The sequence below is a fragment of the Hyphomonas sp. TMED31 genome, from assembly GCF_002172815.1.
GTDB lineage: Bacteria > Pseudomonadota > Alphaproteobacteria > Caulobacterales > Hyphomonadaceae > Hyphomonas > Hyphomonas atlantica.
Genome location: NZ_NHCK01000043.1, coordinates 1 through 21777, shown reverse-complemented (window position 1 = coordinate 21777; position 21777 = coordinate 1). Strand labels below are relative to the sequence as shown.

20 protein-coding genes are annotated in these 21777 nt (G+C 57.0%); 10 read left to right on the top strand and 10 right to left on the bottom strand.

What is annotated here, in order from left to right; genetic code table 11:
* The 4 genes from CBB91_RS07000 to CBB91_RS06985 form a co-directional block, all read left to right on the top strand.
* The coding region (locus CBB91_RS07000) for a hypothetical protein (protein WP_273013073.1) at window positions 1-874 on the top strand (874 nt) is incomplete at its 5' end.
* Window positions 871-1602 (top strand): DnaA/Hda family protein, encoded by a 732-nt coding sequence (locus tag CBB91_RS06995; RefSeq protein ID WP_035552238.1) that lies wholly within the window; start codon window positions 871-873, stop codon window positions 1600-1602. The genes CBB91_RS07000 and CBB91_RS06995, both read left to right, overlap by 4 nt.
* An 18-nt stretch (window positions 1603-1620) precedes the next feature.
* On the top strand, window positions 1621-3795 hold the full coding sequence (locus CBB91_RS06990) for an RNA degradosome polyphosphate kinase (protein WP_273013071.1): 2175 nt from the start codon (window positions 1621-1623) through the stop codon (window positions 3793-3795).
* Window positions 3792-5273 (top strand): Ppx/GppA family phosphatase, encoded by a 1482-nt coding sequence (locus tag CBB91_RS06985; protein WP_273013069.1) that lies wholly within the window; start codon window positions 3792-3794, stop codon window positions 5271-5273. Before CBB91_RS06990 ends, CBB91_RS06985 begins: the two co-directional genes overlap by 4 nt.
* Window positions 5274-5287: 14 nt before the next feature.
* Here the strand turns inward: CBB91_RS06985 and rnd are convergent, their stop codons facing one another.
* Window positions 5288-6454 (bottom strand): ribonuclease D, encoded by a 1167-nt coding sequence (rnd, locus tag CBB91_RS06980; RefSeq protein ID WP_273013068.1) that lies wholly within the window; start codon window positions 6452-6454, stop codon window positions 5288-5290.
* Window positions 6455-6551: 97 nt separating this feature from the next.
* On the opposite strand from rnd, the gene aspS reads away from it, so the two are divergent.
* On the top strand, window positions 6552-8384 hold the full coding sequence (gene aspS, locus CBB91_RS06975) for an aspartate--tRNA ligase (protein ID WP_035552229.1): 1833 nt from the start codon (window positions 6552-6554) through the stop codon (window positions 8382-8384).
* Between the two features lie 81 nt (window positions 8385-8465).
* On the opposite strand, the gene CBB91_RS06970 is transcribed toward aspS, so the two are convergent.
* Together CBB91_RS06970 and CBB91_RS06965 are read right to left on the bottom strand one after the other, a co-directional pair.
* Window positions 8466-9197, bottom strand: coding sequence for a pentapeptide repeat-containing protein (locus CBB91_RS06970; protein ID WP_273013065.1), 732 nt, complete (start codon window positions 9195-9197; stop codon window positions 8466-8468).
* Between the two features lie 162 nt (window positions 9198-9359).
* Complete coding sequence (locus CBB91_RS06965; RefSeq protein WP_345906754.1) at window positions 9360-11618, bottom strand: hypothetical protein; 2259 nt, start codon at window positions 11616-11618, stop codon at window positions 9360-9362.
* Between the two features lie 197 nt (window positions 11619-11815).
* Here CBB91_RS06965 and CBB91_RS06960 point away from each other — a divergent pair, with 197 nt between their 5' ends.
* The 3 genes from CBB91_RS06960 to CBB91_RS06950 all read left to right on the top strand — a co-directional run bounded on the left by CBB91_RS06960 (window position 11816) and on the right by CBB91_RS06950 (window position 13198).
* Window positions 11816-12208 (top strand): NADH:ubiquinone oxidoreductase subunit NDUFA12, encoded by a 393-nt coding sequence (locus tag CBB91_RS06960; RefSeq protein WP_273013064.1) that lies wholly within the window; start codon window positions 11816-11818, stop codon window positions 12206-12208.
* Window positions 12201-12722, top strand: a complete 522-nt coding sequence (locus tag CBB91_RS06955; RefSeq protein ID WP_273013062.1) for an outer membrane lipid asymmetry maintenance protein MlaD — start codon at window positions 12201-12203, stop codon at window positions 12720-12722. The genes CBB91_RS06960 and CBB91_RS06955 overlap by 8 nt, the downstream gene beginning before the upstream one ends.
* Entirely contained in the window at window positions 12719-13198 is a 480-nt protein-coding gene (locus tag CBB91_RS06950) for a DUF2155 domain-containing protein (protein ID WP_273013060.1), read from the top strand. The genes CBB91_RS06955 and CBB91_RS06950 overlap by 4 nt, the downstream gene beginning before the upstream one ends.
* On the opposite strand, the gene aat is transcribed toward CBB91_RS06950, so the two are convergent.
* The 4 genes from aat to CBB91_RS06930 form a co-directional block, all read right to left on the bottom strand.
* Window positions 13111-13788 carry a leucyl/phenylalanyl-tRNA--protein transferase gene (gene aat / locus CBB91_RS06945; protein ID WP_273013058.1) on the bottom strand — a complete coding sequence of 226 codons (678 nt, stop codon included), beginning with the start codon at window positions 13786-13788 and terminating at the stop codon, window positions 13111-13113. The genes CBB91_RS06950 and aat overlap by 88 nt on opposite strands.
* A gap of 86 nt (window positions 13789-13874) precedes the next feature.
* Entirely contained in the window at window positions 13875-15236 is a 1362-nt protein-coding gene (gene accC / locus CBB91_RS06940; protein WP_273013056.1) for an acetyl-CoA carboxylase biotin carboxylase subunit, read from the bottom strand.
* 1 nt (window position 15237) lies between these two features.
* Window positions 15238-15711, bottom strand: a complete 474-nt coding sequence (gene accB, locus CBB91_RS06935) for an acetyl-CoA carboxylase biotin carboxyl carrier protein (protein WP_273013054.1) — start codon at window positions 15709-15711, stop codon at window positions 15238-15240.
* Between the two features lie 15 nt (window positions 15712-15726).
* Window positions 15727-16161 carry a type II 3-dehydroquinate dehydratase gene (locus tag CBB91_RS06930; RefSeq protein WP_273013052.1) on the bottom strand — a complete coding sequence of 145 codons (435 nt, stop codon included), beginning with the start codon at window positions 16159-16161 and terminating at the stop codon, window positions 15727-15729.
* 64 nt (window positions 16162-16225) lie between these two features.
* Here CBB91_RS06930 and thiS point away from each other — a divergent pair, with 64 nt between their 5' ends.
* Both thiS and CBB91_RS06920 read left to right on the top strand, forming a co-directional pair.
* Window positions 16226-16438 (top strand): sulfur carrier protein ThiS, encoded by a 213-nt coding sequence (thiS, locus tag CBB91_RS06925; protein WP_273013051.1) that lies wholly within the window; start codon window positions 16226-16228, stop codon window positions 16436-16438.
* Between the two features lie 61 nt (window positions 16439-16499).
* Window positions 16500-17270: a thiazole synthase gene (locus CBB91_RS06920; RefSeq protein ID WP_273013050.1), complete on the top strand. Its 771-nt coding sequence runs from the start codon at window positions 16500-16502 to the stop codon at window positions 17268-17270.
* Here the strand turns inward: CBB91_RS06920 and CBB91_RS06915 are convergent, their stop codons facing one another.
* The 3 genes from CBB91_RS06915 to CBB91_RS06905 all read right to left on the bottom strand — a co-directional run.
* On the bottom strand, window positions 17271-18641 hold the full coding sequence (locus CBB91_RS06915; RefSeq protein ID WP_273013048.1) for a gluconate:H+ symporter: 1371 nt from the start codon (window positions 18639-18641) through the stop codon (window positions 17271-17273).
* Window positions 18632-19654, bottom strand: coding sequence for an SMP-30/gluconolactonase/LRE family protein (locus CBB91_RS06910; RefSeq protein WP_273013046.1), 1023 nt, complete (start codon window positions 19652-19654; stop codon window positions 18632-18634). The genes CBB91_RS06915 and CBB91_RS06910 overlap by 10 nt, the downstream gene beginning before the upstream one ends.
* Window positions 19651-21777 (bottom strand): glycoside hydrolase family 3 N-terminal domain-containing protein (locus CBB91_RS06905; protein ID WP_273013045.1); only part of this gene is annotated, 2127 nt, incomplete at its 5' end. The genes CBB91_RS06910 and CBB91_RS06905, both read right to left, overlap by 4 nt.

The following is a 21777-nucleotide window of genomic DNA, read 5'->3' as shown; positions in this document are numbered from 1 at the left end:
GGCGTCAGCGCGGGTTCAGGGCGCCCGCGTGCTGATTGACCGGATTACGCTGGCAGAGGATCGGCTGCAATCGGGCGGCCTTGTTGTGGATGCAGCGCTTGCAGATCGCCTGTCGGCTGCCGTGGATGTCCAGGAAGAGACTGCGGGTGCCGGGCGCTATAAAGGCACACTGGCCGTCGTCTACAATCCGCGCATGGTACGGGCTCATCTTGATGGCCTGTCAGTGCCATATGTCGACACACAGGCGCCGAAGGGATTGCTGGTGCCGCTCGCGGGATCAGCAGGACTGGATGCCGCGTGGCGCGAAGCGCTCGGTACCGGGCGCGACGAAACACTCTCCCCCTTCGTGACGGCCAACAGCCCCGGTTACAGCGCATACAGCGACTGGCTTGAACTTTCTCCGGAAGCGGGCGCTCTTGGCGCGCGTCGGGGTATTCTGGCAGAATTGTCGGGTGTGGATGGGGCCTGGCAGGTGACCGTATCCACAGTCACTGCGGCGGGAACGGAACGCGTCGGCACGACGCCCTATGCGTCGTCGCTGGAGGTTGCGGTTGACCGCATGGTAGCGCTGCTGGACGAGAACTGGAAGGAAGTTTCGGTAATTCGCTCAGGAGAGCGCACCCCAGCAACCGCGAGCGTTCGCTACACGTCGCTGGCAGAATGGAACACGCTGCGTGGCGCTTTGGCGCGTTCGCCATTGATCTCGGAATTCCGGATTGAGGCCATCGCGCGCGATGGTGCACTGGTTGCGTTTTCCTATGCGGGGGATCCGCCACGGTTGCAGAATGATCTGCTACAGCGTGGTGTATCCCTGTCCGAGAATGAAATGGGCTGGATCGTCCGATCGGCTGTGTCTCCATCGGGGGAACCGTGAGCGCGGATAATACCAAGGGGCCGTCCCGGCCAAGCCAGCTCAGCCTAGGCTTTCCTGCAAAAGAACCCACGCTTGATGCGCTGCTCGTCACAGAGGCGAATGAAAGCGCAATGGCTGTCCTGCGCACACCGCAAGCCTGGCCATTTCCGGTCATTTGCCTGTTGGGGCCGCCGCGCAGTGGCTTGTCCGTTCTGGCTAAGGCCTGGTGTCGTGAATTCGATGGCAGCTTCTATGCAGCAAAAGAGTTCTCGCGTTTGAAAACACCCGGCCTGTCAGCGTTGGCAACGACAGCCGCGGTCGTCGATGACGCCGATCTCGTAAAAAAAAGCGAAAACCTGCTCACATTGATCGATTCAGCCGCAGCGGGGGGCGGGCGCGTGTTGCTCACCTCAAAGCGGCATCCAAGTCAGTGGCAGACATCTTCCGCTGATCTGAAATCGCGTTTCATGGCTCTGCCGGTCGTCGAAATTCGGGAGCCGGATGAGGAAATGTTGAAAGCGCGCCTTGAATCTACGGCGGCGCGTTTCTTCCTGAAGCTGGAACCTGATCTCATTAAATATGTAGTTCCGAGATTGGAGCTATCTTATACGGCTATCGAAATATTTATTGAGAAATTAAGTGATAAGGTGACCGAAACCGGCCGGGCACCCAGTGTGCCTCTGGCGCGGGATGTCGTGGAGGAACTCGGATGGGCCAATCCGGATTCCGCGGCATTTGAGGACGACTAAACACGCGGAGCAGGCACGATGGCCGATGGACAAACTGGAACAGTAGAACAGCTGATGGCCTCGCCAGACCGCTTCCTGAATCGGGAATTGTCGTGGCTCGAGTTCAATCAGCGTGTCCTCGAGGAATCTTCGAATATGGACCATCCGCTGTTGGAGCGGCTGCGTTTCCTGTCGATTTCCGCCAGCAATCTCGATGAGTTCGAAATGGTTCGCTATGCGGGCCTGCGCGAGCAGGTGCGAGCAGGCATCGTGAAATCCAGCCAGGACGGCCTGACCCCGGCGGAGCAAGTGGAGAAGATTGAGGCAGCGTCCCTGAACCTGATCGCCGAGCAGCAGGAACGCTGGCGCAGCTTGAAACAGGAGCTACACGCCGAAGGCATAGACGTGTTGGGCGTGAAGGACCTCAACAAACGTGATCGCGGTGAGCTGGACAAGTATTTTCGGTCAAACATTTTCCCGGTGCTTACACCTCTGGCGGTGGACCCGGCGCACCCATTTCCATTCATTCCCAATTTGGGGTTCTCGGTCGCGATCAATCTGGTCTCAAAAGATAGTGGCGATGATCATGTCGGCATCATCCCATTGCCGGCATTCGTACGCCGCTTCATTCGCTTGCCGAACGGTACCAAGGGTAACCTCCGGTTCATTGCCCTTGAAGATGTCATAGGCATGTTCATCGATGATTTGTTTCCTGGCTTTGAGGAAAAGGATCGCTGTCTATTCCGGGTGATTCGCGATAGCGATATCGAGATTGAGGAAGAAGCAGAAGACCTGATCCGCGAGTTCGAAGTTTTGCTGAAGCAACGCCGCCGAGGCCGGATCGTCCGTATCCGGATGCAGTCAAGCGCGCCCGAAGATCTACGCAAATTGATCACGCATGAAATTGGCGCAGAAGAAGACGACATCGTTCTGTATGACGGCATATTGGGAATGGCCCAATTGTCGGAACTCATTGTAAAGGATCGTCCGGACCTGCAATTCCCATCCTATGAAGCGCGCTATCCAGAACGCATTCGCGAAATGGGGGGCGATTGCTTTGCGGCTATTCGGGCCAAGGATATCTTGGTGCACCACCCTTTCGAAACGTTCGATGTTGTCGTTGAGTTCGTGCGTCAGGCGGCAGCCGATCCGCAAGTGGTGGCGATCAAACAGACCTTGTACCGCACGACAGCGAACTCGCAGATCGTCGCGGCGCTGGTCGAGGCGGCAGAGGCCGGAAAGAACGTCACGGCGTTGGTTGAGATCAAGGCCCGCTTTGATGAAGAAGCCAATTTGCGTCTGGCGCGCGATCTTGAACGGGCCGGCGTTCAGGTCGTCTATGGGTTTATCGAATACAAGACCCACGCCAAAGTGTCTCTGGTCGTGCGCCGGGAAGGCGACGAGTTGCGCACCTACACGCATTTCGGTACCGGAAATTATCATCCGATCAATGCCCGTATCTATACGGACTTATCCTTGTTCACCGCGGATGCGTCACTTGGGCGAGATGCAAATCGTCTGTTCAATTTCGTCACAGCGTACCGTGAGCCACCCAAAGTCGGACCAGTGATGGAAAAGCTGTCCATGTCGCCATTGGACATGAAGCAACAATTGATTGACATGATCGAAGCCGAAGCTGATGCGGCGCGCAAGGGAGCCCCATGTGGTATCTGGGCCAAGATGAACTCACTGGTCGATGGCGAGGTAATTGATGCCCTTTATGAAGCGAGCCAGGCAGGCGTGCCGATCATCCTGGTTGTGAGAGGGATTTGCTGTTTACGGCCAGGTGTGCCGGGACTGTCAGACAATATCTCGGTAAAGAGCATTGTCGGGCGTTTTCTTGAGCACTCGCGGATCGTCTGTTTCGCGAACGGCCAGACACTTCCGTCGCCGAAGGCAAAGGTGTTCATTTCATCTGCCGACTGGATGCCGCGGAACCTGAACCGTCGGGTCGAGGCACTCGTGCCGGTTGAGAATCCGACTGTGCATCGTCAGGTGTTGAATCAGATCATGGTGGCAAACCTGAACGATGAACAGCAGACATGGATCATGAGAGAAGATGGCTCGTATGAGCGGATGGACGTGGCTGAGACTGCAAAACCTTTCTCTGCACATACCTATTTCATGGATAATCCGAGCCTTTCAGGGCGTGGCAGTTCCTTGGAAGTCAGTCTTCCCCCACGGCTGAAACCGCGAGAGGGTGTCTCGGGGTGACGCTACCAAAAACAGAGCGCGCAGCCATCATCGACATCGGGTCCAACTCGGTTCGTCTGGTGATCTACAATGTGCTCGGCGCGTCGATCCTGCCGACCTTCAATGAAAAGGTCATGGCCGGATTGGGTGCAGGGCTGATGACGAGCGGGCAGTTGTCGCCTTCGGGCGTTGAGGCTGCGCTAAAGGCGCTCGGTCGGTATCGAGCGATCCTGAAGGCGTTGAATCTGAAGAGTTTTACGGCCGTTGCAACCGCGGCGGTCCGATCAGCGGACAATGGTGCCGAATTCATTGGCCAGGCATCAAATGCGCTGGGGCGGAAAATTCTGGTCCTCTCCGGCGAGGATGAGGCCCGGTTGTCGGCAGTGGGTGTCGAGGCAAGCTTTCATGAGCCACATGGGATGATCGGAGATCTTGGTGGCTCCAGTCTCGAGTTCAAGCAGATTGGACCGAACGCAGGTGGCGGTGAAAGCCTGATGCTCGGACCGTTGTCGCTGGTGAATGCCGACATTGACCTCAAATCCCTACGCAAGACGATCCGGGCCGAACTGAAGACATCTGCTGTCCTTGCCAAGGCTGAAGGGCGTTTTTATGCGGTGGGCGGAGCATGGCGGACGCTTGCCAAGTTGAACATGCATCTGGAGGGGTATTCGCTGCAGGTTTTGCAGGGTTATCAGATGACCAAGGCGCAGATTGACCGTGCAGCCAAGGTCTGTTTCGANAGCCTGACCAATTCAACAGCGCGCCTTACCCTCGAAGCCGTTGACAAGAAGCGAGCCCGCCATCTGCCGATTGCTGCCATTCTCGCGCAGGAAGTCCTGGATATGAGCGAACTGGATGGCATGACAATATCATCCAGCGGTCTGCGCGAGGGCGTGCTGCGCAATGAGTTGGGGGCGTCAGACAACGATCCCTTGCTGGATGGTGCGATCGCCTTCGCGCGGCTCGATCGCAACCAGATTCTCTTCGGCGAAGCACTGCACGACTTCATTGCGCCGGCGCTTGCGCCTGAACCGGACCTGTTCGGTTCTCCGGCCGCCGACCAGCGGATTGAGCGGGCGGCCTGCATGATGTCTGACAGTGCAGGCAGGTTCCATCCGGACCACCGGGCCATAATGGCCTATGATCAGGCCTTGCGCGCGCCATACACGGCTGTGGCGCATAGCGAGCGGGCATTGATCGCATATGCCGTCGGGTGCCGCTACCAGAAAGACTTCAAGCGCCCGGACGAGTATACGACACTGACCACACCGGAGCAGGATGAGCGTGCCCGTCAAATCGGTAGTGCGATGCGGCTCGGTGCTGTATTCTCTGGCCGGTCAGGCCCGATCCTGAAGCGGGCACAGCTCGTTCGCACAGCAGAGACATTGCAATTGAGGGTGTCCAGATCGGATTCGGCTATGGTGTCGGATACGGTCGAGCGACGCCTCTCCCAGACTGCGAGCCAATTGAGGCTGAAATCTGAAGTCGTGATCCGCTAATTGTCGCCGCTGTATCAGACGTCGAACAAGCGGACCTGACCTCCTTCGAATGACACGGCAAGTTTGCCGTTCAGCAATGCCTGAGCCTTGCGACCGAACATGTCGTAGCGCCACCCGGTCATGGCGGCGATCTCATCGCCGGTTTCGCCGCGTGCGATCCGGTCAATGTCGGCTGCATTCGCGATCAGGCGGGGGACCACGTCATTTTCTTCGCTGACATGCTTGAGCAGCACTTTCAGCAATTCCGGTGCGCCCGCTGGGATTTGCGCGTTNTGAACGCGCGGGCCGAGTTCCGGAGCATACTTCTCTGGATTATCAATCGCGTCCGAGACGGCTTCTGCGAGGCCCTGACCATACTTTGATCGGATAAAGCCGTTCGGCACGGCGCGCAGCTGACCGAAATCCTGCTCTGAGCGCGGTTTCTGGCTCGCAATCTCCTGGATTGCATCGTCTTTCAGAATGCGGCGACGTGGTTTGTCGAGCTCTTGGGCCAGCGTTTCGCGCCATGCGGCAACAGCAACCACAATGGCAGCATAGTCTTTCTTCGGCTTGCGCAGTTTAAGTCGCTGCCAGGCATTGGCGGGGTCCGTGTCATATTTCGCCGGGTCTTCNAGGTCGGCCATTTCCTCGCGGACCCAACCGAGACGGCCAAGGTTTTCCAACTCGTCCCGCATCTTGAGGTAGGCGTCTCTCAAATGCGTNACATCGCCGAGCGCGTAGACCAATTGTTTCTGGCTGAGNGGGCGGCGGGTCCAGTCGGTGAACTGGCTCGATTTGTCGATCTGGCGCTTCAGCACGCGCTGCACCAGATTGTCNTAAGAGATCGAATCACCGAGGCCGAGAGCCATCGCTGCGACCTGCGTATCGAAGATCGGGCCGGGCGGATGTCCAATCAGGCGATTGAAGATTTCGAGGTCCTGACGGGCCGCGTGGAATACTTTCACGCGATTGTCTGCGGCGATNAGGTCGAGGAACGGGCCGATGTCCAGATCCTCTGCCAGCGGGTCGATCAGGCCTTCCACGCCGGGCGCAGAGGCCTGGACGAGGCAGAGCTCNGGCCAATAGGTCGTTTCCCGATGAAACTCGGTATCGACGCAGATAAAGTCGGATTCAGCGAGCTTTCCGCACAGGTCTTCCAGTGCCGACTGCTCAGTAATGGGAGTCAGGGTGTTGTCAGTCATCGCGCGCTTGCGTATCGCATCGCCTTGACAATTGCGAGAGGTTCCGTGCCTTTCGCGCTTTATTTCTGTTGGACCGTATTTCCGGAGAGAGTTTCCGATGCACGCCTATCGCACCCACACCTGCGGGGAACTTCGCAAATCCCATGTCGGTGAAACCGTAAAACTGTCAGGCTGGCTGCACCGCCGCCGCGATCATGGCGGGGTGATGTTCATCGACCTGCGGGATCATTACGGCCTGACCCAAGTCGTGTTCAATCCCGGCTCCCCCGGATTTGGCACGGTCGAGCGCCTTCGCGCAGAAAGCGTAATCACGCTGGAAGGCAAGGTCGTCGCGCGCGATGAGAGCCTCGTGAACCCGAACCTGGCCACAGGCGAGATCGAAGTCGTGGCTGGCGAAGTCAGCGTTCAGTCAGAGGCGGCTGAGCTGCCGCTGCCAGTGTTTGGCGAGCCGGAATATCCGGAAGATATTCGCCTGAAGCACCGTTATCTGGATCTTCGCCGGGAAACACTCCACAAGAATATGGTGCTGCGTAGCCAGGTGATCGCCAGCTTGCGCCGCCGTATGATCGAACAGGGCTTCACCGAGTACCAGACCCCGATTTTGACCGCCTCCAGCCCGGAAGGCGCTCGTGACTTCCTGGTGCCGAGCCGNCTGCATCCAGGTGAGTTCTACGCGCTGCCGCAAGCGCCACAGCAGTTCAAGCAGTTGCTGATGGTGTCCGGCTTTGACCGCTACTTCCAGATTGCGCCATGTTTCCGTGACGAGGATGCCCGCGCAGACCGGTCGCCGGGTGAGTTCTACCAGCTTGATATTGAAATGAGCTTCGTGACCCAGGAAGACGTGTTCAGCGCCATTGAACCTGTCATGGCGGGCGTGTTCAGCGAGTTTGCGGATTGGGAAGGCAAGGGCCGCACCGTGCCGGAAGGCGCGTTTCCGCGCATTCCATATGCCGAAGCAATGGCGAAGTATGGCTCCGACAAGCCGGATCTGCGCAACCCGATCGAACTGGCTGATGTATCCGAATTTTTCGAAGACGACAGCAAGACCGGATTTGGCATCTTCGCCAAGATCATCGCTGGCGGTGGCCGCGTTATTGCCATTCCGGCTCCGAAAGCAGCAGCCGAAAAGTCGCGTAAATTCTTCGATGAGCTCGACAAATGGGCGAAGAAGGAAATGCAGGCACCAGGCCTCGGTTATGCGCGCCTCAAGGAAGCTGATGGCGGCGGGGTCGATAGCCAGGATCCGGTCCTGAAAAATTTCGAACCTGCGCTTCTGGCAACTCTGCTTGAGAAGCTTGGTCTCTCTGCAGGCGACGGCATCTTCTTCTCAGCTGGGAAGAAGGGCGAGGCTTACAAGCTCGCCGGCGCCGCGCGCACGAAGGTTGGCGAGGAACTTGGCTTGATCGAAGAGGGGGTATTCCGCCTCTGCTGGATCGTTGACTTCCCGATGTACGAATATGACGAAGACAACAAGAAAGTCGATTTCAGCCACAACCCGTTCTCAATGCCTCAAGGTGGGATGGACGCCTTGTTGGAAGCCGATACGGAAGAAAAGCAGCTCGACCTGAAGGCTTATCAGTACGACATCGTGTGTAACGGCGTGGAGTTATCATCCGGTGCGATCCGGAACCATAGTCCGGAACTGATGCTGAAGGCATTTGAGCTGGCTGGGTATGGTCCGGATGTGGTCGAGGCGGAGTTTGGCGGTATGCTCAATGCGTTCCGTTATGGCGCGCCTCCGCACGGTGGAATCGCACCGGGCGTGGATAGAATCGTCATGCTGCTCGCCGATGCCGAGAATATCCGCGACGTTACGCTGTTCCCGATGAACCAGCAGGCGCGCGACCTGATGATGCAGGCACCGAGCCCAGTGGACGACAAACAGCTGAAAGAACTGAACATTCGGCTGGCGCCGCAGGTCAAATCCTGAGGCACTAAAGGATATTGGCGAAAGAAAAGGCGGAGGGCCCAGCTCTCCGCCTTTTTCGTTTTGGACTATTAGAAAATTGGCTCAGTTGCCGGCAACTGTAGTCGTTACGTCGCAAAGCGGGAGGTTCAGGCTGTCCGGCAAGATCGTGCTCAAAGACGCGCAAGCCCCATCAAAATCTGCGAGTTCGCTACCCTCAAGTTCAGAAAGGTCAGCATCGATGAAGCGGACATCCCGGAAGGATGCGTTTGCGACCTGCGCCCTCNTNAAATTCGCGCCGGTCATGTTCGCGCCATTGAACACCGCTCCTGAAAGGATGGCTTCGTTCAGCCATCCGCCTGTCAGGTTCGCGCCAGAAAGGTCGGCCGCCTCCATGAACGAACCTGTCAGATCGGCCGAGGCAAAATTGGCGCCCACGAGCAGGGCGCCCTGCAAATTGCTGCCTTGTGCCTTTGTGCTGCGAAAATCTGCGCCGCTTGCCTGTATGCCCTGAAGGCGGGCGCCAGATAGCGTAGCGCCGGAAAAGCGGGCAGATGTCAGGATGGCGCCGCGCATATCGGCGCTATTGGCTTCTGCATTCTCAAAATTAGCTCCGCCAGCCTGGACACCCCGCATGAAGGCATAGTCCAGGCGAGCCTTGGAATAGTTGCCACCGGTCAGCGTCCAGCCAGTCAGATTCTTGCCAGACAGGTCACATTCACCGCATGCCCCCACATAGCCGGGAGACCAGGCCACGGGCTGGCTTTGTGCCATCGCGGGTAACGCGGCAAGAGAAAAGGCCGAAGCGCCAAGAATTGCGTAAGCCAAACGTGTCATAACTTATGGATAACGCCTGATTTTGTTGCTCCAAACTGAACAAACAGTAAGGACTCACCAAAACGTCACAAGTGTTGCAAATTCGCCATGCCTCGGAACGCTCCGATTGCATCGTCAAGCAACCTNTTTGGAGCTGGGCTTCGGCCTACTGGCAAGGCCTGATCAGGAGGGGACTTCAGTGAAGTCCTGCAATTCCTGTCCGCAAGTATCGCACTCTGCCTCACCATCTTCGCTGATCTGGAACAGCGTGAAGCTGCCGCAATTCGGGCAGGCTTCGCTGAGATAATCTGGGGCGTTGAGCGCATCGGTTTCCGTGTCTTCTTCAGCTTGTTTTTCTTCGCGTTTCTTGTCGAAGATGACGATGTTGTCTGGCAACTGGCCTCTGGAAAATCCGCGGGAGATCAACTGAGCGGCTTCTTCCGTGAATTCTGCCGGTTCACGTGTGGCATCGCCAGCGCCGCGGCCAAGGCCGTCATGAGTCACATCCACTTCTGCGAGGTCGTCGCGGCCCAGATAGGACACGGCAAGCTCCCGGAAAATGTAGTCGAGGATGGACGTCGCCTTTGTGATCCGGTCGTTTCCGGTCACGGCGCCAGCCGGTTCGAAGCGTGTGAAGACGAAGGCATCAACGAANTCTTCCAGCGGCACGCCATATTGGAGGCCAATGGACGTGGCGATGGCAAAATTGTTCATGAGACTGCGGAACGCTGCGCCTTCCTTGTGCATGTCGATGAAGATCTCACCCAGCGCGCCATCTTCGAATTCTCCTGTGTGGAGATAGACCTTGTGGCCGCCGACAGATGCTTTCTGGATATAACCTTTGCGACGATCTGGCAGGCGCGTTCGAGCGCTCTGCCCGTGGCCGTCNGAAACGCTGGTGTTTTGGTCAGCCGCATAAGATGCGTCAGATTCTNTGGCGAGNTCGTCTGCGAGTGCAAGAATCTGTTCCATGCGATCTGCGACATCGTCNTTGGCGGGGGCTCGTATTCCAACCAGCAANGTGGATAGGCCAGCTGCGATGGCCGCGTCNGCCATGTCNAGTCCGTTGCGNCCNGTGACGCGAATAGCCGTGTTGCCGCCAAGCGCTTCTGCACAGGCGGATGCGAAGGCCAGCTCTGCTTCTGCGCTGACATGTAGCTCAAGACCNCATTGGCGAAACTCTGCCGCTGCGATGTCTTCTGCCGTGCCATCCACAGCCGCTTCGGCTTTCGCGATGTCCTTGCGCGAGAACCCCATCGCAGAAAGCAGGGCCAGNCCATCGGAATCGAATTTCTCGGGNGCCAGTTTCAGATCATNGCTGATAATCTCATCTCCCAGCACCCAGCGAGAGAAAGCTGCGTTAAGGGGAAGACCATCGCTCAGAGCGCGGGACACTCGGTCTAGCGCCGCATCGGAAAAGCCACGATCCTTAAGCCGATCGGCTCCCAACGCTGCTTCAAGATCTTCACCGCCACAATTGGCGACACGTTCAAGAATTGTCGGTAGGCTTTCCGGTGCGGTACGGGAAATAGCGAGACGGGCGCAGCGGGCAAGTGTTGGCCCTTCATCTGAATAGGTNAGCACGGTGCAAACAGGCGCAGCCCCTTCGCTTTCGCAGTCTGGCATCAGATCGGCGAAGTCAGATATGGGCAGTATGGCGACGTTGCATGATTTGCGCGATGATGCGCGACGCGCTTCCAGGCCCAGCACACCGGCATGCGCTGCTGAAAGTGATGCGCCCGTCGCAAAAGACTTCACTACGGCGCACAAGGCCGCCGCCACTGCTCGTCCCTCGTCGCTGNCATATGGTAGCCCGAGCGAAAGTACAGCCGCGCCAAGGCCGTTAATCAGCAGAACACCGTCCCCCAGAGATCTGCCTGCAGCTTCCGCAACGGTGCAAAGCAGATCAGATTCGAGGCCGTCCGGGCTAATCGCCAGCGAGACATCGAGCAAACGAGAGGCTTGTCTGGCGGGGGCGACATCCTCTTGAGCCAGGAATATCTCCGCGCCTTCCTTCAGTGCGGCAAGAAGGAGAGGATCAAACTCGGAATTGGCGGAATCAGCACTGAAAACAGCGGTGGGGGGTGGCTGAACGTTGGCGGCTGCAATTCGCAGGGCGTCGGCTGTGCGCGAAAACCCGTCAGGCTGGCGTAGCGCTTCCTCGAGAATGTCTTGTGGGAGACCGGAGGCTATGGCTTCCGCAAGCTCTGCGTTGCGTGGCGCATCGCCAAGCCGTTCCAGCATTTCGGCGGTTGCGATCTGCGATGCGCCCAGCAGTCCTGCCGAGGCGTAGGCCGAGGCGACATTTCGGAGAGATTCCTCTGTCATGGGACGACGATGGCGCCCGGCGGCCCGGAATGCGGCACCGAATTCGATCTCGGGTGAAAGCAGGCCATCAGCTTCGGCGGCTTCCAGAACNGACTCTATCTCGGCAGCTTTCATAATACCCTCCCGCGAATCATCAGCGAATCACTCAGGAAAGCGTGACGGTTCCGGAATGTGGTATCAAGCTTTCAAGCCGCAAAAGTGGTTGCGCTGATCATATTATTGTGCGGCGCATTGCCTGCGGCTGCCGTATGGATTACTTGCCCGGATAACGCCATATTGCGGCCAACAAGACAGGTCAGGACATCCTCACGATGCTGAAACAGATTTTCACTTGGTGGAGCGGCAACACGCTCGGAGCGGCTTTCGATATNAAGCGGCGGTCGGGTTATGTTGGTACCGATGAGTATGGCAATCGCTATTTCGAGGAGCGCAAACCGTCTCTNGAAGGGCGCAAGCGCCGGTATGTTATGTACAAGGGACTGGCGGAGCCATCGAAAGTTCCCGCCGATTGGCATGGCTGGTTGCACCACACGATCGATGAGCCGCCAACCAAGTCTCCTTTGACCCGGCGTGACTGGGAGACCGATCACAAGCCGAACATGACTGGCACGCCATACGCGACCAAGCCAAAAGGAAGCCTTTCCACCGGCATGGCGCGACAGAAGGCGACAGGCGATTACGAGGCATGGACACCGGATGCGTGAATCACTCTTTGAAACCCTGATCGGCGCTGCAGTTGTTGGTGTAGCCGGTACGTTTCTCTGGTTTGCCCTTGATCGCGGCGGCGACGCTCAAGCGCAGGGCGATCAATATGAGGTGGCCGCGCGCTTCAACAATGTTTCGGGCATTTCGCGCGGCACCGACGTCCGCATTGCCGGCGTAAAAGCCGGTATCGTCAAAAGCGTCGAGGGCGACCCGGAACGTTTTGAGGCGGTTGTTCGCATGAGCCTTGATGAGAAATGGGCGTTGCCAGAGGACACCGACGCTCGTGTTTCCACGGACGGCTTGCTGGGCGGCGCCTATGTNGCGCTCGAGCCGGGCGGCAGTTTTGACAANATTCCGCAAGATGGCTCAGGCGAGATCAAATACACGCGTGGCAGCGTCGACTTGCTGACCTTGTTTGCATCTTTCGCTTCAGGAAGCGGTGATGGAGGCTCAGAAGAGTCTGAGNCATCAGCAGATGCTGACGATCCCTATCCTGCGGGAGATTTCGAATGATGCGGCACGTGCTGGCGGCCTCGGCGATCGCCGGATTGATACTTGGTGCGGCGCACGCGGCTACATTTNTCCAGAAGGATACGGCCACCCTGAGGGCGCTCGACAAGATTACCGGACGTTCGACAGACATTGACGTGAAAGTTGGCGAACCGGTCGTATTCGGATCTCTCAAGGTCGAGCTGCAGGTTTGCTATCAGACGCCGCCAGAAGAGGCGCCGGAGAGTGCTGCATTCCTGAAGATTGCGTCTACACAGCCTGTTGCGGTCGAAACCATGGAAGCTGCAGTTGACGCTGAAGATGTGGAGACAGTCAGCGAAGAGAACCCAGAGCTGTTCTCGGGCTGGATGTACGCGTCTTCTCCCGGCCTCAGCGCGTTGGAGCACCCGGTTTACGATGTTTGGGTGATCCGCTGTGCTGCACCTGAGCCGGTAAAGCTCGAGCCGCGCTCCGCTGAGGATGANGCAGACTTCGAATAGAATGTCGCGTCAATTGTCAGGGCTTCCTTCAGCAGTTTCTTGAACTCCTGTCTCGGGATTTCGACCAATCCGAATTGTTCCAGGTGGGGATTGTGAAACTGCGCGTCGAGCAGCACGAAACCATCTTCAAGGAGGTGGGCGACGAGATGCACGAGTGCGATTTTCGACGCGTCAGTCGCGCGCGAAAACATGCTCTCACCGAAGAAAGCGCCGCCGAGCGCCACGCCGTANAGCCCGCCTACTAGGTCCTCTCCATCCCAGCACTCAATGGAATGAGCGTGCCCTTCGTGATGGAGGGAGCTGTAGAGGTTCAGGATAGGAGANTTGATCCAGGTGCTCTCCCGGCCCTTGGCGCTTTCNGCGCACATTTCCATAACGCGTGTAAAAGCTTGGTCGACTGTGACTTTGAAAGGCTGCTTCTTTACCGTTCTGAGCAACCGCTTTGGGATGTGGAACTCATCCAGGGGAATGATCCCACGCATGTCCGGATCAACAAGGAACAGATTCGGATCGTTACGTGCATCGCCCATTGGGAAAATTCCCCGGCGATAGCAGGCTAGCAGGTCCGTGGTGCTGAATCGTTGAGACATGTTCGCAATATGAGCCTGCACGAACAGCGATGTCTACCCACTGACGAGACTTCCGAAACGTCAAAAGAGAAAAATGCTAGTGTTCGTTACGTTTTCTGATTTTCCAGAAACTTCTCAAGCCAGTGGATGTTGTACTCACCTGCCAGAACATCGTCATTTTCGACCAGTTTCCGATGCAGATCCAACGTCGTGAACACGCCTCCGACAACCATTTCCTGAAGGGCGCGACGAAGACGCATGATGCACTCGCGGCGGGTCCGACCGTGGACGATTAGCTTGCCGATAAGCGAGTCGTAATGCGGCGGAATCCGGTAGCCGGAATAAGCTGCACTATCCAAACGAACATCTGGACCACCTGGGGCATGAAAGTCTGTGATCAGTCCGGGTGACGGGATGAAGGTTTCCGGATGTTCAGCATTGATGCGGCACTCGATGGCGTGCCCGACGAGCATCACGTCTTCCTGGCTGAAAGAAAGTTTNTTGCCTTCAGCAATTCGGATCTGTTCGCGCACCAAGTCGATTCCCGTGATCATCTCGGTGACCGGATGTTCGACCTGAAGCCGCGTATTCATTTCGATGAAATAGAATTTGCCATCTTCGTACAAGAACTCGATCGTCCCCGCGCCACGATAGCCCAGCTTTTCCATCGCCCGAGCGCAGATACCGCCAATTTCTTCACGCTGAGCCTGGTTCAGTTCCGGAGAAGGGGCTTCTTCAAAGACTTTCTGGTTGCGACGCTGCAGGGAGCAGTCGCGTTCCCATAGATGTGCGACATTCCCGTGTGTGTCAGCAATGATCTGCACTTCGATGTGGCGCGGCCCTTGAAGATACTTTTCCAGATACACTGCGTCGTCGCCAAAGGCCGCCTTCGCCTCTGTTTTCGCCGTACGGACAGCGTTTTCCAGATCTGCTTCGGTCTTCGCGAGCTTCATGCCGCGTCCGCCGCCACCAGCAGAAGCTTTGACGAGAACCGGGAAGCCGATCTTCTTGGCCGCCTTTTTGGCTTCGGCAATCGAAGAAACCGCGCCATCCGAGCCGGGCACGCATGGAACGCCAGCGTCAATCATCGCCTGTTTGGCGGCAATCTTGTCGCCCATGATACGAATGTGTTCGGCAGTCGGGCCGATGAAGGCGAGCCCATGTGCTTCGACCATTTCCGCGAATTGCGCGTTCTCAGANAGGAAGCCATAGCCCGGGTGAATCGCATCAGCGCCGGTAATCTCCGCCGCCGCCAGAATCTGAGATTTCTTCAAATAGCTTTCGGATGATGGGGCGGGACCGATACAAACACTTTCATCAGCGAGGCGAACAGCCATCGCGTCACTGTCTGCTTCGGAATGGACCACCACTGTGGACAGTCCCATTTCCTTGCAAGCGCGGTGAATCCGCAGCGCAATCTCACCGCGATTGGCGATGAGAACCTTATTGATAGCAGGTTGNTCGGCCATATTACTCAATCAGAATAAGAGCTTCGCCATATTCGACAGGCTGGGCATCGCTAACGTANATTTCCTTCACAGTGCCAGCCTTGTCGGCTTCGACCGGGTTGAAGGTCTTCATCGCTTCGACGAGCAGCAGCGTGTCGCCCTTTTTGACTTTGTCNCCAACGGCGACGAACTGTTTCGCGCCAGGTTCTGGCGACAGGTATACCGTGCCGACCATTGGTGATTTGATTGCGTTGTCCGAAGCGGCAGGTGCAGCAGCAGCTGGTGCATCGGCGGCNGCGGGAGCCGCCNCCGGTGCAGNTGCAGCAACCGGTGCAGGTGCGGCAACGGCGGCCTGAACTACCGGGGCTGCTGGCTTGCTGACACGAATGCGAAGGCCTTCGTGTTCGACTTCAACTTCGCCAAGGTCTGCTTCCCGCAAAATGGCCGCGAGTTCCCGGACGAGGCCGGTATCCAGCTTGTTCTTCGTAGTGCTCATGGGATGTCAGGTCTCTTATTGGCCCGTAAGGGTCTTTGCCGCCTTAAGCGCCAGCTCATAACCATAGGCACCGAGGCCTGCAATCGTGGCCTTCACGGCGGGGGAAACATAATTCACCTGCCGAAACGCTTCTCGCGCGGCAGGATTTGACAAATGGACTTCAATTACAGGGACTTTGCATGCCTTGAGCGCGTCGTGAAGCGCAATAGAGGTATGCGTATATGCCGCTGCATTCAGAATGATAGCCGATCCTTTTTCGGAACCTTCCTGAATCCAGTCCACCAGTTCGCCTTCGTGATTCGTCTGGCGTAGAATCAATGCCGTACCTTCAGCTTGCGCTTCCAGCCGCGCATGGATGCCCGCGAGCGTATCACGCCCGTAGATTTCCGGCTCTCGTGAACCGAGCAGGTTGAGGTTGGGACCTCCGAGGACATATACGGGCTTCGACATAGTCTTCCGTCTTGCGCTGGAATGCCTAGCAAGGCAAGGGGGGCGATGAACGGAGAAAACGCGAATGCTCATTACAGTCAATGGCGAGTCACGAGAAGTCGAGGCTGGGACNACTCTGGCGATGTTGGTACTTCAACTGTCAGGCGAGTCAGGGCGCGATCCGCGCGGGATTGCGATTGAGCGTAATCTTGAAATCGTCCCTAAATCGGAGCACGCCACAACTGTCATCGAAGCTGGTGACCGTATAGAAATTGTACAATTCGTTGGTGGCGGCTGAGGCATCAACTCGCTTCGGCTATGCTCACCGTTTCAGTAACTTCTCAAACAAGGCCAGACCTTTGACAGATTCACTCACGATTGCCGGCAAGACCTACANTTCCCGCCTGATTGTCGGCACGGGNAAGTATGNGTCCTATCAGCAGAATGCCGATGCCGCGCGAGCTGCTGGCGCAGAGATCGTTACCGTTGCTCTGCGGCGGGTGAATTTGTCGAACCCGAATGAAGAGCGCTTAACGGACTTCGTAAAGCCGGATGAGTTCACGTATCTGCCGAACACAGCTGGCTGCTATACAGCGGATGAAGCAGTGCGCACGCTGCGCTTGGCGCGCGAGGCGGGCGGATGGAATCTCGTGAAGCTGGAAGTGCTGGCGGATCAGAAAACACTCTATCCCAACATGCCGGAGACGCTTGAGGCCGCAAAGGCACTCATTGCCGATGGCTTTGAAGTAATGGTCTACTGCTCGGACGATCCTGTTTATGCCAAGATGCTGGAAGACGCAGGATGCTGCGCGATCATGCCGCTTGGCAGTCTGATTGGGTCCGGACTGGGAATCATGAACCCAGTCAATATCCGACTGATCGTCGAACAAACACGTGTGCCGGTGATCGTTGATGCAGGAGTAGGTACTGCATCTGACGCAGCATTTGCGATGGAACTGGGCTGCGATGGCGTTCTGATGAACACCGCTATCGCGGCTGCCAAGGACCCTATCCGAATGGCAAACGCGATGAAGCATGCGGTGATCGCAGGCCGTGATGCGTATCTAGCCGGCCGCATGCCTAAGAAAATGTACGCTGATCCCAGTTCGCCACTTGCTGGGTTGATCTGATCAAAAGAGCGATANGCTCGCATATAGTATTACGCACATGAGAAATCCCACCACGCTTATCAATGTGGTGGAGACCGTCCATGTGCGGAGCGTTTCGCCAGGCGTGATTCCAAAAACACGACCCACGAGCCAAAAGCCGCTATCGTTGACATGGCTCCCAGTTGTAGCGCCTGCGGCGATCGCGATGGCTACGAGCCCCAATTGCGGGGCCGTGAGGTCTGCCATTGCAACAATCGGCGCAGTGAGGCCAGCAGATGTGATCATCGCAACGGTTGAGCTGCCTTGAGCGAGCCTCAGGATGACAGCCAGAACGTAACCCGCAAGTAGCGGTCCAAATCCAACACCGAGGGCTGCATTTGCGATTTGTTCACCAGCGCCAGTGTCAACAAGAACTTGTTTGAAAGCTCCGCCAGCACCCGTCACCAGAATGACGGCTCCAGTTGGCTCAAAAGAGCGCGCCAAAGCGTCGGACAAAAGTTTTCGGCCTTGCGGTGTTTTTGGGTGAAGCAACCACCAGGATGCTCCGCAGGCGATCAGGAGTGCGCTGAATGGATGCCCGATAATTTCGAGTAGATATTTCAATGGACCATCTTGGAGTACATTCGCGAGTGTGCCCAGCAGGATCAGGATCAAGGGGAGAGTTATCAGTATGATAGCTCTACCAGGCTTCGGCTTTTCTTCTTCAGAATGATCTGTACTTGTCTCGAAATCAAAAGCTGGGGCACCTATCGGCATCCGGCTGCGCCGGTCGAGATATGCAGTGAAGAGCGGGCCTGACACCGCCAGCGCTATTCCGCCGACAATCGCACCGAAAAGGATCACCCAACCCAATTCAGCGCCGATGAGTTCCGCAATTGCGATTGGGCCTGGTGTCGGGGGTAGGAAGGCGTGTCCGACGGCAAGTCCTGCCATCAGGGGCAAGCCCAATGACATGGCCGGCTTAAGTCGGTCGTGCGCCATGGTCAGAATGAGTGGTGCAAGGATGATCAGGGCAACATCAAAGAAGACAGGCGTAGATGCAAGCAAGCCGATGCCTGCGATCTTCCATTGATTGGACTTGAAACTGGATTGGCTTGAGAGTTTTGACGCCAGCGCGTCAAGTGCGCCAGAGGCTTGGAGAATTGCGCCGAACAGGGCCCCGAGCCCGATTACGGTTGCTATGAAGCCAAGCGTGCCTCCCATACCCTTGGACAAAGTCTCAAACGCATCATTCGGGGCCATGCCAGCCGCAAGCGCGCTGAAGATGCTGACGAGCAGGAGGGCAGCGAAAGCGTTCATTCTGGCCCGCAAAATCAGCGCGAGCAGGGCGGCGATTCCGAACCCGGTGGCAAGTACTGGCCGGTAGGCGAAAAGGGCTTCTGTCAGCTCCATGGAAGGCCGACTGATTTTGTTCTGATCCGCATCAAAGTGTCGTGCGCTGTCATATACAGTGTCTGCCCATCGCGGCCACCGAAGCAGCAGTTCGCTGTTGCCTTACCGGTCTTTATCCGTGCGAGCGGCTTTCCCTCTGGGGATAGCACAAACACTCCACCGGGGCCGGTGGTAAAAATGTGGCCGGTCTTCGTCACGGCCATACCATCGGGCAAGCCAGGAGCCGTGTCTGACATGTAGGAACTGGCGTCAAATAATACGGCAGCATTTGATCCGTCAGGCGACATGCGCATCAAGATTGGAGCGTCTGGGTCAGACTGGCTCACGTAAAGCGTACTACCATCTGGAGACAGNGCGATTCCGTTNGGAAAGGTCANTGTTTCGANCANNCGCGTAACACGTCCATCCGGTTGCAGATGGTANACCCCATTGAAATTTTGCTCCTTTAGGGGGGAGGCGTCGAGGCCTTCAAGGCCATAGGGCGGATCTGTAAAGTACAAGCTTCCATCATCCGCTTCTACAATATCATTGGGGCTGTTAAAGGCTTTGTTGTTGTACGTTCGGGCGAGGATTGTGCGGTGANCTGTTTCCAGATTCATTTTCTCGATGGCACGCTTGCCATGATTGCAGATCAGCAGGCTGCCATCNTTTGATATTGCCAATCCATTTGCACCTGGTTCCCGGAATCCAGTGGCCGCATCGCGAGCAACACCAGACGGATCTAGGAGTTTGGTTGCACCGTCCGCTTCGGACCATCGCCATGCAATATTGCCGGGGACGTCCGTAAAATAAAGACAGTCGCGTTGGCGGTCCCAGACGGGGCCTTCGCTCCAGCCATATCCTGATGCAAGCGACTCCAAAGGTGCGTTTGCATCAATGAGGTCCAGTGCGGCCGGGTCAAAAACTTCGATATGCTCAGATGTGCGCACGACTCGGTTTGACATTGTTCCGCAGGCAGAGAGAAGAGCGGTGGCTGCTGCAGTCCCTAAAAAGGTGCGACGTGACTGGNTCATTTGATGCGGATTCCTGTTTCGATGGCGCTNGCTGGAATTCCAGTCGAGCGATCATGTGTGAGCGTGACGCTGGTCTTGCTACGGATATCTTCCGCGGATGCNCCAATCATGAAATCAATCTGGCCGGGTTCGACCACCCAGCCTGAGCCAACACGATAGAGCGCGGTTTGATCTGGTGAGACTGTGAAGGAGACCTGGCGGCTCTCGCCAGCAGGAATGGAGACGCGCGTGAATCCTCGCAGTTCGTGTTTGGGTCTCGCGATGGTTGCCAATGGGTCACGCATGTAGAGTTGTACAACTTCGTCTGCGTCGACATCGCCGATGTTCGTGATCGTAGTGCTTAACTCGATCTGTCCATCCTCGAAAACGGAACTCTGGAGATCGCTATAGTCGAAACTGGAATAGCTGAGACCGTGACCAAACGGGAATAGTGGTGTGATTGGAATATCCATGAATCGGTTGGTGTCTTTCGACAGATCAGGGTCCGCTGGCCGTCCACCTGGATACTCCGAATATGTNTGAGGCACTGCACCGGTTCTGCGCGGGAACTCGATCGGCAACCTTCCTGCGGGTGAAGTGTTGCCCCAGACAACATCAGCCAACGCATTGCCAGCTTCGACGCCCAGCATCCATGTGTTCAGAACGGCGTCTGCAGCTGCCACTTCATCTTCAANGGCCAATGGACGCCCCGTCACCAGGATGACTGTCACGGGCTTTCCTGTTGCGAATATGGCCTGAGCCAATTCCGACTGACTGGGTGGAAGCGCAATATCGGACCGACTGCGCGCTTCGCCAGAAAGATCAAAGTCTTCCCCAATGACCAAGAGTACCTGATCAGCATCCATCGCCGTATCGACTGCTTGTTGGATCGCTCCAGGGCTTTCGGACGAAGGATGCGTGCCGGCCGCATAGGTGACAGTCGTGCCGCTCGGCGCATTTCGTTGCAGGCCTTCCAGCAATGAAACCACGTCATCCGTCTTGCCTTGCGCACGCCATGAACCGAGCTGAGTCAATTTGTCTTCGGCCAACCCGCCAATCACAGCGATAGTTTGAGGTGAGCTGGAGAGGGGCAGGGTCTGCTTCTCATTCTTCAGGAGCACCATGGATTTGACGGCAGCATGGCGGGCGGCACGCCGGAATTCGTCTTTCAACAGAGNNGTNTTTTCACGTTCCGGGTNGTGATAGGCCATCGGCGTATCAAAAAGGCCAAGCCGCTCTTTTGTGGTAAGGATNCGCGCCACGGCGGCATCAAGATCATGCGCCAGGCACGCATCAGACTGAACCGCAGCTTTGATTTTCGTTGGCAGGACCATGCTGGTCATGTCCATGTCTACGCCTGCCTGAAGTGCAAGCGTGCCAGCCTGCTCCTCTGTTTCGGCAACTCCATGATTGATCAATTCTGCTACAGCATTCCAGTCGGACACGATCATCCCATCGAAACCCCACTCTGCGCGCAACACGTCATCAATCAGGTATTCATTCGCCGTGGATGGGACGCCGGCGATGTCGTTGAATGCGGTCATCATTGAGCCAGTGCCAGCNTTCGTCGCGGCATAGAAAGGGGGAAGATAGACTTCCATCAGGCTCTGTTCGCTTATGTCGGCCGATCCGTAGTCCCGCCCACCAGTTGGGGCACCGTAGGCGCCGAAATGTTTCGTTGCGGCAAGAATGGTCGTTGANTNGGAAAGGTCNTCNCCNTGATATCCTTGGACCTGAGCAACTGCCATTCGGGATCCCAGATATGGGTCGGCGCCTGCACCTTCCACGATGCGCCCCCAACGCGGGTCTCTGGAGATGTCGACCATCGGTGCAAACGTCCAATGAAGACCAGAGGCTGATGCTTCATCCGCTGAAATTCGGGCGGCTTTTTCCCAGAGCTCCGGCTCCCAGCTTGCTGCCATGGCCAAGGGGACCGGGAATATAGTGCGATAGCCGTGGACGACATCCATCGCGAACAGCAACGGGATGCCGAGCCGGCTCTCTTCGACAGCGACTTTTTGAAGCTCTCCAAGAGGCTCTGCGCCGGCGACATGGAGATAGGACCCAATTTCACCCCGGCGCACCTTTTCGAGTTCGTCCGACGTAAGTTTTGAATTGAGAGATTTGCTGCGCCCACCGGCAGC